Raw genomic sequence first — 14,834 nt, 5'->3', positions numbered from 1 at the left:
GGAGCAATTCATGAGTATCGAACACCGCGAGTTCCGCGCGAGCGTCCGCAAACTCGCGCAGACCAAGATCGCACCGCACGCCGCCGACGTGGATGACAAGGAGCGATTCCCGTCGGAATCGTGGGCGGCCCTGTGCAGCAACGACCTTCCCGGACTTGCGCATCCCGAGAGCCTCGGTGGGAGCGGAGCCGATCTCCTCTCCCAGGTCATCGCAGTGGAGGAAGTCGCAGCATCGTGCGCAAGCTCGGCGCTGGTGATGCTGGTCAACTGGGCGGGCACGTCCACAGTGCTGAGTCAGGGCTCCGACGAGTTGAAGCAACTGGTGGTACCAGGTGTCGCGTCGGGCTCCGCCGGCGCTGCGTGGTGCATGACCGAGCCGCGCGTGGGATCGGACCTGTCGGCGATCGCGACGACCGCAATACAGGATGGTTCCGACTGGATTCTGAATGGGCAGAAGCGATTTATCAGTAATGCGCCGTGGGCCGACTGGTACGCGGTCCTGGCGAAGACCGGCGACAAGTCGCTCGGTGTCTTCATCGTGCACAAGGACGATGACGGCGTCAGCTTCGGCGCGCCCGAGAAGAAGATGGGAATGCGCGGCAGTCCGACGGCCGATGTCGTCCTCGACGGATGTCGGCTTCCCGCTGTTCGTGTCGTCAATGATCCCAATAAGGGGTTCCAGTACATCTCCGCGGAACTGAACGGCAGCCGCGCACTCATCGCGGCGCAGGCCCTCGGAATTGCGCAGGGCGCTTTCGACGCCGCCGTCTCGTACACGACGAACCGCGACCAGTTCGGCCAGCCCATTTCGCGCTTCCAGCTTCTTCGAGGCATGGTCGCCGATATGGCCGTCAAGATCGAGTCGGCTCGTTCGCTGCTTTACGACGCGGTCCATCTCATTCAGGACGGGGACCCAGCGGCGCGTGCGAAGGTGGCCATGGCGAAGCTGCTGTGCAGCGACAATGCCATGTCGGTGACCACCGATGCGCTACAACTGCACGGCGGTTACGGCTATGTGCGTGACTATCCGGTGGAGCGGATGATGCGCGACGCCAAGATCACTCAGATCTATGAGGGCACCAATCAGATTCAGCGACTTCTCATCGCCAAATCGGTTTACGGAAAGTAGGGCGTTGTGCAACACATTCAACAGCAAGCGCTGAGCGGCATCCGAGTACTCGATCTCGGCGAGATCATGCAGGCCCCCGTTGCGGCACAGGTTCTCGGCGACCTTGGCGCCGAAGTGATCAAGGTCGAGCGAGGTGTCAATGGAGACATGCTGAGGGGCCTGGATCGCGATTCACTCGAGGCAGGTCGCCCAGGCGCCTACTTCGCCGCGGTCAACCGCAACAAGCGCAGCATCGCACTCAATCTGAAATCTGCTGAGGGAAAGGACATTCTGCATCAGCTGCTCGCGGAGACGGATGTTCTCATCCACAGCTACCGGACCGCGGCGGTCGAACGGCTCGGGTTGACATACGACGACCTGCAGGAGCGTTACCCCAGGCTTGTCTACGGTACCGCGACCGGATTCGGGGAAACCGGGCCGTATGCCCACAAGGCCGGCCAGGACATGCTCGCGCAGGCGCTCAGCGGGATGGCGAGGTCGTGCGGCGACCCGTCGATCTCGGCGTACGTGCATCCGGTACCGACGGTCGATTATGCATCGGGTATGGCTCTGGCGCAAGGGATTTTGGCCGCACTGTTCGAACGCGAGCGTTCCGGCCGTGGCCAGAAGGTCAGCGTCAACCTCTTCGATACGGCACTGTCGCTGCAGACCCTCGAAAGTGCCTCGCTGCTGATGGACCGGCGTGAGACCAACTGGGTGACGGATTGGTACAGCGGCATCTTCGAGACGACAGACGGTTTGCTGCTGGTGCTCGGCCTGTTCCGCGAGAACCCCCTGCAGCTGGCGTGCAAAGCACTCGGCATCGACGATCTGTCCGTCCAGCCATCCTTCGCGTCGCCACAGCTCCAGGCCGAGAACAAGGAGGCCGCCAACGCGGTCCTACGTCCACTGATCGCGCGGCTGAGCACCACCGGGGCGGCGGAATTGTTCGACGGGGTCGACCTGCTGTGCGCACCGCTGCTCACCCTGCAGGAGGCGCTCGATCATCCCCAGACACGCCACAACGGCACACTCGTCGACGTCGATGTCGAGGGCGTGCGGACGACCCGCCTGATCGGCAGTCCCGTCACTTTGTCCCGAACGCCCGCACAGGTACGCCGAGGGGTGCCCGCGGTGGGTGAACATTCCGACGAAATCCTTCACGAGCTCGGAGTATCCGAGTCACGTGTCCAGACATTGCGCAGCAAGGAAGTAATCCGATGAGTAATGCGACGCAGACGGACCCGGCGAGCCCGGCCACCGGCCCGACTACCGGCACGGCCACAGCGATGGTGCTCGAAGGGTTCGGGCAGGCCATGGCCTCGAGGACGTTCCCACGCGTGGATCCCGACGCCGGCGCGGTCGTCGTCGACGTGACGCACGCGGGAATCTGTGGAACGGACATCCACCTGCAGCAGGGTCGCCTGCCCATTCCGGTGCCGGTCATCCTGGGGCACGAGGCGGTCGGTCGAGTGCACGCCCTCGGCGAGGGTGTCAGGACGGACGCGCGTGGCGAGGAGCTTCGCGTCGGAGATGCGGTGTCGTGGGCGTCCAACATCCCGTGTGGGCACTGCTACTACTGCGAGGATCAGCAGGAACCGTCACTGTGCGAGACCCGCAAGGTGTACGGCATCAATCAGTCTTCGGCCGACTGGCCCCACCTGTCGGGTGGGTGGTCCGAGCAGATTTACCTCCAGCCCGGCTCGACGATCGTCCGCATCCCGTCCTCGGTGACACCGCAGCAGGTGATCGCTCTCGGCTGTGCCGGACCGACTGCCGTCCACGCGGTGAACAGTATCGCCAAGCCTGACGCAGGCAATGTCGTCGTGGTACAGGGCAGCGGACCGGTCGGACTGGCGTGCGCCATGTACGCCACGCTCGCCGGGGCGGCGAAGGTGATCATCGTCGGCGGACCGGCCAACCGTCTGGAGGTCGCGCGGACGGCGGGCATCGGCGACATCCACATCGACATCTTCGCTGAGACGGATCGAGCGGCCCGCCTGGACCGAATTCTCGCGGAAACGCCGGGCGGGCGGGGTGCCGACGTCGTCATCGAGGCCGCCGGCGTACCGACGGCGGTGTCCGAGGGCATCGACATCGCCCGGCGCGGGGGCAAGTACCTCGTCGTCGGGCAGTACACGGACCACGGCACCACTCCGATCAACCCCCACTACATCACGAAGAAGCAGCTGCAGGTGCTGGGAAGCTGGGCGTTCTCCCCGCACAACCACCTCGAATACGTCGAATCGCTACCTCGGCTGGCAGTACGGTTCGACCTCGCCTCGATGGTCACCGAGTACCCGCTCGGGAAGGCGGAAGAGGCCATGGGTGACATGCGGGACGGGCGCACACTCAAGTCGGTTCTCGTGACCGGAGGTCAGTTGTGACCGGCTCCCGGTACACCGCCGCCATCGACGCGATGCTCGAGCGTATCGACTCGACCGCCAAGCAGACCAGCGGCAAGTTCCCGCACTACAGTGACCCTGAGTCCGGCGAATGGACGACCACCGCCGACGGAAACTGGACGGGAGGATTCTGGGGCGGCCTCGCCGCACTCGGCTTCGTGGCGTCCGGCGAGGAGCGCCTGTCGCGACTCGCCGACGAGATCACCGAGCAGGTCCTGCCCCGGGAGAGCTCCGACACCGCCTTCCGCGGCTTCCTCTTCTGGTATGGCGCGGCGGTCAACCACCTCGTCACCGGAAGCGACTGCGCGGCGCAGACTGCTCTGGCCGGTGCCCGCGGGCTGCTCGCAAGCTTCAACGATCGAGCGGGCGTGATCCCGCTCGGCGCGGAAGCGGAGGAAGCAGAAGCGGTCGGCGAGGGCGCCGCGAACATCGACGCCGTCCCGGGCACCGTCGCGCTGCTCTCGTGGGCGTCGGCGCAGACCGGCGACCCGCGGTTCCTCGACGCCGCGATCCGTCACGCGGAGCGGCACATCGAGCTCTGCATCCGGGCGGATGGTTCGGTCTGTCAGTCGGCACTGTTCGACACGACAAACGGTGCACTCTTGCGCCGCTACACCCACAAGGGCATGAACGACGACAGCACCTGGGGTCGGGCGCAGGCGTGGGCGATGGTGGCGTACGCCCAGGCCGCGCAGTGGGCGTCGCCGTCCTTCCTGCCGACCGCCGTACGGCTTGCCGACTGGTGGCTGGGCACGCCGACTGCCGGAATCGTGTCATGGGACTTCGACGCCGGCACCGGACCGCACGTCCCGATCGACACGTCCGCCACTGCCATCGCCGCTGCCGCCCTGCTCAAGCTCGCCCGGCTGGTTCCCGACCGGACCGACTTCCGGGACAGGGCCGTCGCCCACGTGGATGCGCTCCTCGACCACCTCACCCCGACCGGACCGCACGACAGCAGACCGGCAGGGATCCTCATGGACGGTTGCTTCGACAAACGCCGGGACTTCGCTACGCGGAACGAGCTGATCTGGGGCGACTACTTCCTGCTCGAGTGCCTGATCAGCCTGGACGGCCGGTCCGATACTCTGACACTGTGACCCAGCCGACATGAACGGGTTGCCCAACGCCGGGGGGAAGAAAGATCGAGGAAAGCCGGTGTCGGAAAGTACACATACCGCAGCTCACGAGTTCAAGCACTCGGATGTCAGGACGTCCATCCTCGACGACCTCGCGCTCTCGCGTGCCGAACTGCTCGTCCTGACGGACGAAGCGTCGGCCATGACCACGGCAGGTCAGCGCATCCGGGAGATCGGCGACTTCGACATGTCGCTCGTAGGGCGCATCGAGGTCGACGGCGCGATGGTTCACCGCAGTTGGCAGGGGACGAAGAGCAACGCTCTGCACCGACTGGTGGTGCCGGAGGGGGTCGGACTCGGCGGAAAGAGCATCATGCTGCAGAAACCTGTCTGGGTCCGGGACTACCTGTCCGACGCCGGAATCACTCACGACTTCGACGCGCTCGTGGCGCAGGAGTCACTGCGAGGAATGCTCGCAGTGCCCATGGTGTACGAAGGTCGTGTCCTCGGTGCCGTCTACGTCGGCACCCGCGAATATTCGTCATTCGGTGATCGAGTCATCGCGGAGATCCAATCGACCGCCGCGACTGCCGCCGTCACTCTCGTCAGCGCACAGAGGGCCGCAGCTCAGACGGAGCTCGCGATCGAGGCCGAACGGAATCGGCTTGCCGAATCCCTGCACGATTCCGTGAGCCCGGTCCTCTTCCGGATCGGTGCCGAACTGCAGAGTCTGCGTGCACTGGGCGACGCTCAGGCGATCCACGATCGGCTGCAGGAAATCACTGATCAGGTACACGCCGTCAATGCGTCTATTCGCAGGTCACTGACCGACCTCAGCGCGCGACCCCCCGAGCGGGAACTCCCAGTCGGCATCGAGGAGGACTGCCAGTCGTTCGCGCTTCGGACCGGTATCCCGGCCCGTTTCGTACCACTGACAGAATCTCCGGATCTCGACGTGAGCCGCATCGAGGCCCTCCAGCGACTGGTCCGGGAGGCGCTCGTCAACGTCGAAAAGCACGCCGACGCATCCACAGTGGTGGTCAGCCTGTCGGTTCGGTCGGGCAGAGTGACGGTCGTCATCAGCGACGACGGCCGGGGCGTGGACGGGGCAGACGACCCGGTGCGAGGAAGCCAATTGGGGCTCGGGCTGGCCGCAGGACGGCTCGAGCGGCTCGGTGGCGGCATGTCCGTAGTCAGCGACGACGAAAACGGCACCACCGTGCGCGGCTGGGTAGACGCAATCGACGGGTCGGGTGCATGACCGAGCCGTCGAAGACGATCCGCATCCTCGTCGTCGACGATCATCCGATCGTGCGCGGGGGGGTCGAACTTCTCGCGCGAGAGGACGAGAACCTCGAAGTCGTAGGAGGTGCACTGACCGGCGCCGCGGCGGTCGAGCTGGCCCGCACCCTCCCCGTCGACGTCATCCTCCTCGATCTTCGACTTCCCGATATCCCTGCACCCGAACTCATTCCGCGACTACGGCGGGTCGCGCCCCACGCGCGGATACTGCTGTTCACCGCGTTCGCCGATCACGGCGCCATCGATCTGTTGATGGAGGCGGGTGCGGACGGATGCCTCGTCAAGGACATCAGCGGACAGGACTTCGCCACGGCCATTCACCGCGTGTCCGGCGGAATCCGGGTTGTCGACCCAAGACTGGCCGGATCGCGAAGAGTCGTGACATCCGAGGCTCTGTACCGTGCCGGCCTGACTCGGCGCGAGTACGAGGTGCTGCGTTTCGCGGCAATGGGTAACAGCAACCCCGAAATCGCTCAGGAACTTTCCCTTGCGCGGAACACCGTAAAAACCTATTTGCAGAGCGCCATGCAAAAACTGAACGCGCGCAATCGCGTCGAAGCCATTGCGCGTGCCCACGAACTTCGCTTGCTCTGAACACAATCCGTTCACCAGGCGACACATCCCCACCTCTCCACCTGGAGATGTTGTGTGTCCTGGATCACCCATACATTCGAGCCACAGGAATCATTCCGCAATCGTGGCAACGGAGGCCATACATGTTCACAATGTCCCAAACCTCGAAAGTCGGATTTGCCAGCGGTGTCGGTACGACAGTCGAATGGTACGACTTCTTCATCTACGGCACCGCGGCCGGACTCGTGTTCAACAAGATCTTCTTCCCCGAGTTCGACTCCCTGATCGGCACTTTGCTCGCCTTCGCCACGTTCTCCGCCGCCTTCGTTGCGCGTCCGATCGGCGGAGTGGTGTTCGGCCACTTCGGTGACCGGATCGGACGGAAGTCGATGCTCGTCATCACCCTGACCATCATGGGCTTCACCACCCTCGGAGTCGGGCTGCTCCCGAGCTACGAGTCCATCGGCGTCGCCGCGCCGATCATTCTCGTGACCCTGCGCTTCGTGCAGGGCCTCGCGCTCGGTGGCGAGATCGGCGGGGCGATTCTCATGGCCGTCGAACACGCGCCCGCCGGCAAACGCGGCTACTACGGCAGCTGGGTGCAGATGGGGGTGCCGGCGGGATTGATGTTGGGCAACACGGTCTTCCTGTTGATGGCCGGGCTTTCTCCCGAAGCGTTCGAATCCTGGGGTTGGCGAATTCCCTTTCTGATCGGGGGTGCGTTCGTCGCGATCGGCCTCTTCGTCCGACTGCACGTCGGCGAAAGCCCGAACTTCGATCGCGTCAAGAAGAATGCAAAGTTGGAGAAGCTGCCCATCGGGGTGGTCCTTCGCCACTACCCCAAGCAGGTCCTCCTGACCTGTGGTGCTTACTTCGCCATCGGGGTCACCTTCTACGGCACCACGGTATTCGGTCTCAGCTACGGCGTCGCGCAGGTCGGCTACACGCGGAACCAGATGCTGACACTCGTCCTCGTCGCCATGGCGGTCACGTTCGTCGCGCTGCCGTTCTTCGGCAAACTGTCGGACTCCTACGGCAGGAAGCCGGTGTTCCTGGCAGGAGTCGTCGCAATGCTGCTGTTCACCTTTCCGTGGTTCTGGCTGGTGAACAGTGGATCCTTCCTGCTGGCGATGGTCGGGTTCGTGGCGTTCTGTCTCGCCTTCTCGACCTCCTACGGCCCGCTCGCAGCCTTCTTCGCCGAAGCTTTCGACACCCGCATCCGCTACACCGGAATCTCCTTCGGGTACACGATCGGCACCCTTGCCTCGAGCGCTCCCGCGCCGATCGTCGCCACGTACCTGCTGGATCGCACCGGCTCCTACGTCGCCGTCGCGCTGTTCATGGTCGCAATGTGCGCCATCTCCGTCGTCTGTGTGATCTCCATGCGGGAGACCTACCGGCAAGATCTGTCCGACAACGACGAAGCCGCGGGCCAGGAGCGATTGTCACCGACTTCCACGTAGGCGGCTTCGCCACCCGTGCACCTCATTTGGCGACTTCTCCGTAGGTCGGGTCCGGTCGGGAATCTGTGGCCACCCGAGGCTCAGTGTCGCAAGCGTGATAACCGCTCTCGGGGGCGTGGGGCCCGCCGCGCCGGGACCAGACCCGAAGCCAAACTCCACGAACCTCAAGTAAGATATGCGTGCAGTTCGCCATCCCCGTGCCGTAGCTTGTCACGAAGCTGGGGTAGGTCGTTAATCCCAGGCGATGCGTATTTGTCGTAGTCGTTGCGGTGCCGGAGGAAGCCGGGAAAAACAGACGAGGCGGTTCCGAGGGCGTGCAAGGAATGATGGTGTGGCAAGCAGCAAACCTTACTTAGCGATCCGAGCACCGGTAGAAACTCCCGAATCAGTTCCCCCGACAGACCTGGAATCTCGACACAAGAACAACCCCCGCAGCCGAACCCCAGAATATTTGTCGGCCCGTCTTGAACGATCACGAATCCCCATCTGCGCGACGACCGGAACGATCACATTCCGGACTCCAGCAGTCTGAGCTTCTCGGATACTCTGCGGCACTCTTTCAGTGGAAACGCTTATGTCGAGTGAAGAACAATGCGCAACTTTGTGAGAACCGACAATCAGATCTAGCGCATAGGTGACGATTTGGATTCTGCGGCAGATCGCCGGGCGACCTTGTATCGTTTCTACACGGTCGCATTCTGCCGACCCCGAGAAGCCTGAGGAGAACCGACAGTGGCTGCGCCTGCGCGATTGATCATCGATACAGATCCAGGAATTGACGATGCGTTGGCGCTGGCTCTGGCGGTGGCGAGCCCAGAGGTCGATCTGCTTGCCGTCACCACGGTCGCTGGAAACGCTCCGGTCGAGGACGCGACCGACAACGCACTGCGGCTTTTGCGCGTACTCGGGCGGGACGACGTTCCGGTCGCGGCGGGCGCAAACCGCGCGCTCGTCCGCATCGGAATGCACAACCAGCCCTCACCGCACGGCGAGAACGGGCTGGGCGGCGTCGAACTTCCTGCGCCGACCAGCGCATTGTCCGAGGAACACGCCGTCGGACTCCTCGCGTCGGTGCTCCGTGAGGCCGCACCGCGGTCCGTGACGATCGCGGCGATCGGTCCGTTGACCAACATCGCCCTGCTCGTCGCCATGCACCCCGAGTTGATCGACCGGATCGACAAGCTGGTGATCATGGGAGGGAGCACCGGCCGGGGCAACATCACGCCGGTTGCAGAGTTCAACATCTGGTCCGACCCTGAGGCGGCGCAACGTGTCTTCGCATGTTCGCATCTCGAAACCTGGCTCCTGGGACTCGATGTCACGCGACGTTCGACCCTGGACGAGACAGCGCTCGCAATGCTCGAGGCGCGGTCACATACCGGGTCACTCCTCGCAACGATGATCCGAGGCTACGGCGACATTCAGGCGGACGGCTGGCCCATGCACGACGCCTTGGTGATCGCAGCGATTGTCGACCCTGCGATCGTTCGATTGCAGACCGCGACAGTCGAAGTCGAGACCGGTGTCGGTGTCGGTCGCGGACAGACGGTGTGCACGCTGTCGGGCTCCTTCACCACCTCCGGAGGGAGTGCGACCCCGGGTACCCGTTTGGCGGTCGATCTGGATGTCGACCGATTCCGTGCCCTCGTGCTCACCCGCGTCGCCGGTCTCGCTGTGGCACCGGCATGAAGAGGCCGAACGACGGCGCGTAGCGGACACTGCACAAGGCTGCCGTTGGGCCAGGCGTTCGTGCGAACTCACACTTCTACGAGCGCCCCCGCCACATCGGCGGGCAGACGGACGTGCCGCAGGCGTTCGTGCGAACTCACACTTCTACGAGCGCCCCCGCCACATCGGCGGGCAGACGGACGTGCCGAGGTCGTGTGGGGTAACCGATCGCCACGGCGCCGAGCGGCTTCCAGTCCGACGGCACACCCAACTCCGTGCGCACGATCTCCGGCGCAAAGATGGTGGAACCGACCCAACAACTGCCCACTTCCCTTGCGGCGAGGGAAACCAGGAGTCCTTGCACCGCCGCGCCGACCGCCACAGTGAACATCGTCGACTCGGCGCGCCGACGGTGCGCGTCCGGGTAGTCGTGGGCGCCGTCCGGCACACAGAACGGGACGATAACTTCCGGAGCATCGAACAGAATGCCGCCGCGGGCGATCCGCCGCTCCACCTGCTCCGGGGGCAAGCCGTCAGCGGTCAGATCGATCCGCCACTGCTCGCGCATGGCGGCGAGGAGTCTCGCGCGTACCTCGTGCGACCGCAACCATACAAATCGCACAGGATGTGTGTGGTGCGGGGCTGGTGCGGTCAGGGATTCGGCAACCGCCTGCGTGATCAGCTCTGGGTCAACCGGCCTGTCGCTGAAAGCGCGAACCGAATGCCGCAGCAATTGAGCCTCACGGCGACCCTGTGCCAGCGCCTCGGCGGTGCCGAGCCCGAACAAGTCCTCGTGGCCGGAACGCAACAAATCGGTCGCACCTGACCCGTCGTCGTATGATTTCAGTCCCCGCACTACAGCGACGGGGATTCCTGCCACCTTGCCTTTCACCAGATCGGCGGCGGCCGCGAGTTCGTCGGCTATCGCCACCTCGGTCACCTCCAGCACGTTGCCCTGTGCGTCCTTGGTGCCGGCGTAGCCGTGGAGAACCGCGATGCCTGCGCTACCGATCGCCGCGTCGATCTGCCCCCGGCGCCACGCGCGGCCCATCGTGTCCGTGATGATCACCGCCACGCTGACACCGAGCAGATGCTGCAACCCCGACCGAATCGACTGCGCGCTCTCATCGGGGTTCTCTGGTAGTAGTGCCAATTCGTGCGAGAAGACGTTGGACCCATCGATTCCCGAAGCGGCCTGCACAATCCCCAGACGGTTCTCAGTGATGACGGTTGACCCCTTGCGGGCAACGACACGAACGGCTTCCTGCTCGACCAGAAGCGCCCGGAACGCCTCACGATCCTGAGCTCGTGTCGGCGCATCGACGATTCGTCCCTCGGCCTTGGACACAATCTTGCTCGTGATCACGACGATGTCGTCGTCAACCAACCAAGGCGCCTGGTGAGCGATCTGTTCGGCAACGTCGTCTCCCGACCGGAACTCCGGAAGGCCAGTCACCGGAAATACATGGAGTCCGCTAACAGAGCCGTGGTCGGGGACGTTCGGGGCACCCGAAGTCTGAGCGGCCGACTTCATCGCTGGTTCTGCAATCGAGGTCGGATAGTCCGATCCTCTTCTACAAATCGCAACTTCGCCTGTCGCAGCAGTTTTTCCCGCTGGCTCTCCGCGAGTTCAGGAGTCACGTTCGACGACAACAGTGCGGTCAATTTCCTGAAATACGGACGCGGAGGCACCCCGAAGGTAGTGAATATGTCATCCGCGCTTCCGCCACCGAAGGGCTGCCAGCGGCGAGCAAAGTCAATCATCGCAGCCTCGTGTTTGTCCAAGAACGCGAACTCGCGCGCCGACCCCAGAGCAGCCATGCGGGAGCCGAACCCCAACCCCCGGACCGTGCGCAAGTCGGAGGCGGTGTCCACATCTGACCTCAGCGAAGGCCATTCACCCTCGAGAGCTATGGCTCCCGACGCCTGATGGGCGAGCGCCGAACCGATGCCGAAGGCCGGGAACAGTCCTTCGCCCGCCGCCGATAGCAGCAACGTGGTGCCCTTCCCATCCCGGTCGGCGCAGAACGCACGCCTGCCATCGGTAGCCGAGATGAATGCAGACAATTCGCGATGCCGAAGCGCTGGAAGATCGGCGGGCAACGCCCCCACCACTCGGCCCGGGCGTTCCCGCTCCAACAGGGCCGCGCCGTGGTTCAATGCCGCATTCACCCCGCCGGCTGGCTCGTTTCCCAGTACGCGTGCACCGAGCCGTTCGACGCTGCGCGCCACGACCGGGTCCGGCGTGACGACGAGCACCGAGTCGACCGCTCGTGCCCGCAGCGCAGCGCAAACCGTGTCGAGCACGATCGCCAGGACCAGCCTCTTGTGCGCGTTCATCTTTCCGGTACCGCCGTCAGCCGCACCCCGGAGTCGTGTTTTCGACTCGGAGAGTGACTTGACCGGAATTATCAGGTCGATAGGATTCGGATTCGTCATTACAAGACTCGGATTCTCGGGTGGGTCTTTCACATCGTCGGTTACCGCGCCGAGGCGGCGAGGTCTTCGCAGCTGGAGAGCAGGCTCGCTGCGGCCGCGTCCAGGAACACTCGGGTCGCGTGCGAACCCAGCGCCCCCGCTGCTGGTAGCTGCTGGGGGGTCAGCCCCTGCTCCATCAGCATCGCGACTGCAGACGCCTTGGCGTCGCCGGTGGTCATCAGCCATACTTCGCGGGAGCGCGTTATCGCCGAGAGGGTCAGCGAAATCCGGGTGCTCGGCGGCTTCGGGCAGTTGTACACCGCCACCACTTCACGTTGCTTCTCCAGCACTGCCGGTGAGTCCGGGAAGATCGAGGCGACGTGACCTTCCTCGCCCATCCCGAGGAGGCAGATGTCGAACAGAGGCGTCCTGTCCAGGCGACCGTACGCGCACAGTAGCGCCTGGTAGGCGTTTGCCACTGCGGTGGCGTCGTTGCCGAAGCCGCCGTCGGAGGGCGCCATGACGTGCACACGGCTCGGGTCCACGGGCAGGTGGTCCAGCAAGGCCTCGCGCGCCTGCTTCTCGTTACGGTCGGGGTGGTGTCGGGCCACGAAGCGCTCGTCGCCCCAGAAGAAGTTCACTCGATGCCAGTTCACGATGTCACGATTCGGGGCGGTGCGTAGTCGCTCGAGCACCTCTGTCCCGGTTCGTCCTCCGGTGAGCACCAATGACGCGTAGGCGCGCTCTTTCTGCGCCTGGGCAAGAGTCAAAAGCAACCTCGACGCGACCTCACCGGCTAGCTGTTCGCCGTCGTCGTAGATATAGGGGATCGGCTTCGAGGGAGCGGAAGTGGTTCTTGTTGTTGTCATCTGAGGATCACCTCTGGTGAATGTGTCGGTCCACCGCGCAGATCGAGCTGGTGGGTGGGAGGCGTCAGGTAGTTCGTCGTCCGCCGTCGCAGGCGCCGGCCGATTCCCTGCACCACCGCGTCCAGGTCTGTCTCGTCGAGTTGCTGGCCGTGGGCGGCGCCGGCGGCGCGGCTGATGTTCTCGTCCATCAACGTCCCGCCGACGTCGTTCACACCCGCTTGGAGCAGTTGACGAACCCCTTCGAGTCCGAGCTTGACCCACGACGCCTGCACGTTGTCGATCAGCCCGTCGTAGACGATTCGCGCAATCGCGTGGACCAGCACTACTTCTCGCCAGGTCGGACCACGGCGCGCACCTCGCTTGAGGTAGATCGGAGCCGCCATGTGTACGAACGGAAGACCGACGAACTCGGTGAACCCGCCGGTCTCACGCTGAAGTTCTCGGGTGCGGAGGAAGTGGCGCGCCCAGTGCACGGGCTCCTCGACGGTTCCGAACATCATCGTCACGTTCGACGTCAGGCCCATCGAGTGGGCGACGCGGTGACATTCGAGCCACTCCTCGGTGCCGATCTTGTCCGGGCAGAGGATCGCCCGGACGTCGTCGTCGAGGATTTCCGCGGCGGTGCCCGGGAGCGACTTCAGTCCTGCGTCGACCAATCGCTGTAGGTACTTCTCGAGCGGCTCCCCGAGCCGCTTGGCTCCTTCGGTGACCTCGAGGGCTGTGAAGCCGTGCACGTGGATATCGGGCGCTGCTTCCTTAGCCGCGCGGCAGACGTCGATGTAGTAGTCGCCGTCGAAGGACGGATGGATGCCGCCCTGCAGGCAGACCTCGGTGCACCCGAGATCCCACGCCTCCCGGACACGGGCGGCGACTTCCTGAAGGGTCAGCAGGTACGGCTTGCCTCGCAGGTTCAGCGACAACGGTCCCTTGGAGAACCCGCAGAAGGTGCACTTGAAGGTGCAGACATTGGTGTAGTTGATGTTTCGGTTCCGCACGAATGTCACGTCATCACCGACCGCCCTGGAGCGGAGGTGATCGGCGAACTCGGCGACCTCGGCGACCTCTCCCCCACGAGCTCCGAACAGGGTGACGATCTCGTCCACTCCCGGTTCCTGCCCCGAGGCGATACCTTCGAGGACGTCCGTGACGGGCCCGCCGAACCCTCGCCTGCGGCTCGGCACGAGATCGGTGGGCGCGAACTCCGACCCGGAGCTCCACACTGTCGAGCGTCGACCGATCTGGACGACTTCCGCCCCGGTGCCGACGTTCTTCGCATCGGTGTGGCTCTCGGGGAACATCGCACCCGGGTCGTCGCGGCCGAGCGACTCGGCGTCCGACCGGTCCATGATCGCGAAGCGCAGACCGGGGTCGATCCATCGGTCAGGGCGGCGCGCGAACTCGGGGTACACGGTGAGGCGGGGTGTGAGGAATTTGCCGTGACCTTCGGTCACCTCCCGGAGCCGGTCGAGCGAGGGCCAGGGCCGTTCCGGGTTGACGTGGTCGACCGTCACCGGGGACACACCACCGAAGTCGTCGATCCCCACGTCGAGCAGCGGACCGAAGTCTTCCGACAGATTCGGGGGTGCCTGCAGGTGCACATCCAGCGGCAAGATCAACCGCGCTATCGCGATCGTCCGGAGGAACTCGTCCTGCGGGCAGGCTGGTTCGTTGCGCATCACGGTGTCCGGTTTGGGCATGAAGTTCTGCACGATCACTTCTTGAACGTGCCCGTAACGTCTGTGCAGGTCAGCGATGGCCCGCAGCGCCGTGACACGGTCCTGCGCAGACTCTCCGATGCCGACGAGGATCCCGGTCGTGAAGGGAATCGCGAGTTCACCCGCGGCTTCCAGCGTGGCCAGCCGTCGTTCCGGTGTCTTGTCGGGCGCACCGCGGTGGGCCATCAGCGTCGGGTTCAACGACTCGATCATCATGCCCTGGCCGGGGCTGAC

The 14,834-nt window shown here is 64.5% G+C and carries 12 protein-coding genes; 8 read left to right on the top strand and 4 right to left on the bottom strand.

Annotation, left to right across the window (positions count from 1 at the left end; genetic code table 11):
* Nucleotides 1-10 precede the first annotated feature (10 nt).
* The 8 genes from GO592_RS42130 to GO592_RS42095 all read left to right on the top strand — a co-directional run bounded on the left by GO592_RS42130 (nucleotide 11) and on the right by GO592_RS42095 (nucleotide 9,619).
* On the top strand, nucleotides 11-1,129 hold the full coding sequence (locus tag GO592_RS42130; protein WP_007296712.1) for an acyl-CoA dehydrogenase family protein: 1,119 nt from the start codon (nucleotides 11-13) through the stop codon (nucleotides 1,127-1,129).
* Nucleotides 1,130-1,135: 6 nt separating this feature from the next.
* Nucleotides 1,136-2,332 (top strand): CaiB/BaiF CoA transferase family protein, encoded by a 1,197-nt coding sequence (locus tag GO592_RS42125; protein ID WP_007296713.1) that lies wholly within the window; start codon nucleotides 1,136-1,138, stop codon nucleotides 2,330-2,332.
* Nucleotides 2,329-3,495, top strand: coding sequence for a zinc-binding dehydrogenase (locus GO592_RS42120; protein WP_007296714.1), 1,167 nt, complete (start codon nucleotides 2,329-2,331; stop codon nucleotides 3,493-3,495). The genes GO592_RS42125 and GO592_RS42120 overlap by 4 nt, the downstream gene beginning before the upstream one ends.
* The gene (locus GO592_RS42115; RefSeq protein ID WP_007296715.1) at nucleotides 3,492-4,613 is read left to right on the top strand and encodes a glycoside hydrolase family 88 protein; all 1,122 of its coding nucleotides are present in this window, start codon (nucleotides 3,492-3,494) and stop codon (nucleotides 4,611-4,613) included. The genes GO592_RS42120 and GO592_RS42115 overlap by 4 nt, the downstream gene beginning before the upstream one ends.
* Before the next feature lie 58 nt (nucleotides 4,614-4,671).
* Nucleotides 4,672-5,853, top strand: coding sequence for a GAF domain-containing sensor histidine kinase (locus tag GO592_RS42110; protein ID WP_007296716.1), 1,182 nt, complete (start codon nucleotides 4,672-4,674; stop codon nucleotides 5,851-5,853).
* Complete coding sequence (locus GO592_RS42105; RefSeq protein ID WP_007296717.1) at nucleotides 5,850-6,488, top strand: response regulator; 639 nt, start codon at nucleotides 5,850-5,852, stop codon at nucleotides 6,486-6,488. Before GO592_RS42110 ends, GO592_RS42105 begins: the two co-directional genes overlap by 4 nt.
* A 122-nt stretch (nucleotides 6,489-6,610) precedes the next feature.
* Entirely contained in the window at nucleotides 6,611-7,930 is a 1,320-nt protein-coding gene (locus GO592_RS42100; RefSeq protein WP_007296718.1) for an MFS transporter, read from the top strand.
* A 732-nt stretch (nucleotides 7,931-8,662) separates the two neighbouring features.
* Nucleotides 8,663-9,619: a nucleoside hydrolase gene (locus GO592_RS42095; RefSeq protein ID WP_202715306.1), complete on the top strand. Its 957-nt coding sequence runs from the start codon at nucleotides 8,663-8,665 to the stop codon at nucleotides 9,617-9,619.
* A gap of 136 nt (nucleotides 9,620-9,755) precedes the next feature.
* On the opposite strand, the gene GO592_RS42090 is transcribed toward GO592_RS42095, so the two are convergent.
* The 4 genes from GO592_RS42090 to cofH all read right to left on the bottom strand — a co-directional run.
* Nucleotides 9,756-11,132 (bottom strand): coenzyme F420-0:L-glutamate ligase, encoded by a 1,377-nt coding sequence (locus GO592_RS42090; protein ID WP_039950940.1) that lies wholly within the window; start codon nucleotides 11,130-11,132, stop codon nucleotides 9,756-9,758.
* On the bottom strand, nucleotides 11,129-12,037 hold the full coding sequence (gene cofC, locus GO592_RS42085; RefSeq protein ID WP_082324893.1) for a 2-phospho-L-lactate guanylyltransferase: 909 nt from the start codon (nucleotides 12,035-12,037) through the stop codon (nucleotides 11,129-11,131). The genes GO592_RS42090 and cofC overlap by 4 nt, the downstream gene beginning before the upstream one ends.
* Nucleotides 12,038-12,078: 41 nt before the next feature.
* Nucleotides 12,079-12,885, bottom strand: coding sequence for a 6-phosphogluconolactonase (gene pgl / locus GO592_RS42080; RefSeq protein ID WP_202715305.1), 807 nt, complete (start codon nucleotides 12,883-12,885; stop codon nucleotides 12,079-12,081).
* On the bottom strand, nucleotides 12,882-14,834 hold a 1,953-nt coding region (gene cofH / locus GO592_RS42075; RefSeq protein ID WP_202715304.1), incomplete at its 5' end, for a 5-amino-6-(D-ribitylamino)uracil--L-tyrosine 4-hydroxyphenyl transferase CofH. The genes cofH and pgl, both read right to left, overlap by 4 nt.

Origin of the sequence: Rhodococcus sp. 21391 (assembly GCF_016772255.1) — a bacterium.
Taxonomy (GTDB): domain Bacteria; phylum Actinomycetota; class Actinomycetes; order Mycobacteriales; family Mycobacteriaceae; genus Rhodococcus_F; species Rhodococcus_F opacus.
The sequence above is the reverse complement of the archived record's forward strand: the minus strand, read 5'-3'. Positions and strand labels throughout refer to the sequence as shown.

Coding starts and splice junctions, on each gene's coding strand:
- GO592_RS42130 (WP_007296712.1), top strand. CDS start 11: ATGAGTATCGAACACCGCGAGTTCCGCGCGAGCGTCCGCAAACTCGCG.
- GO592_RS42120 (WP_007296714.1), top strand. CDS start 2,329: ATGAGTAATGCGACGCAGACGGACCCGGCGAGCCCGGCCACCGGCCCG.
- GO592_RS42105 (WP_007296717.1), top strand. CDS start 5,850: ATGACCGAGCCGTCGAAGACGATCCGCATCCTCGTCGTCGACGATCAT.
- GO592_RS42100 (WP_007296718.1), top strand. CDS start 6,611: ATGTTCACAATGTCCCAAACCTCGAAAGTCGGATTTGCCAGCGGTGTC.
- GO592_RS42090 (WP_039950940.1), bottom strand. CDS start 11,132: ATGAAGTCGGCCGCTCAGACTTCGGGTGCCCCGAACGTCCCCGACCAC.
- cofC (WP_082324893.1), bottom strand. CDS start 12,037: ATGACGAATCCGAATCCTATCGACCTGATAATTCCGGTCAAGTCACTC.
- pgl (WP_202715305.1), bottom strand. CDS start 12,885: ATGACAACAACAAGAACCACTTCCGCTCCCTCGAAGCCGATCCCCTAT.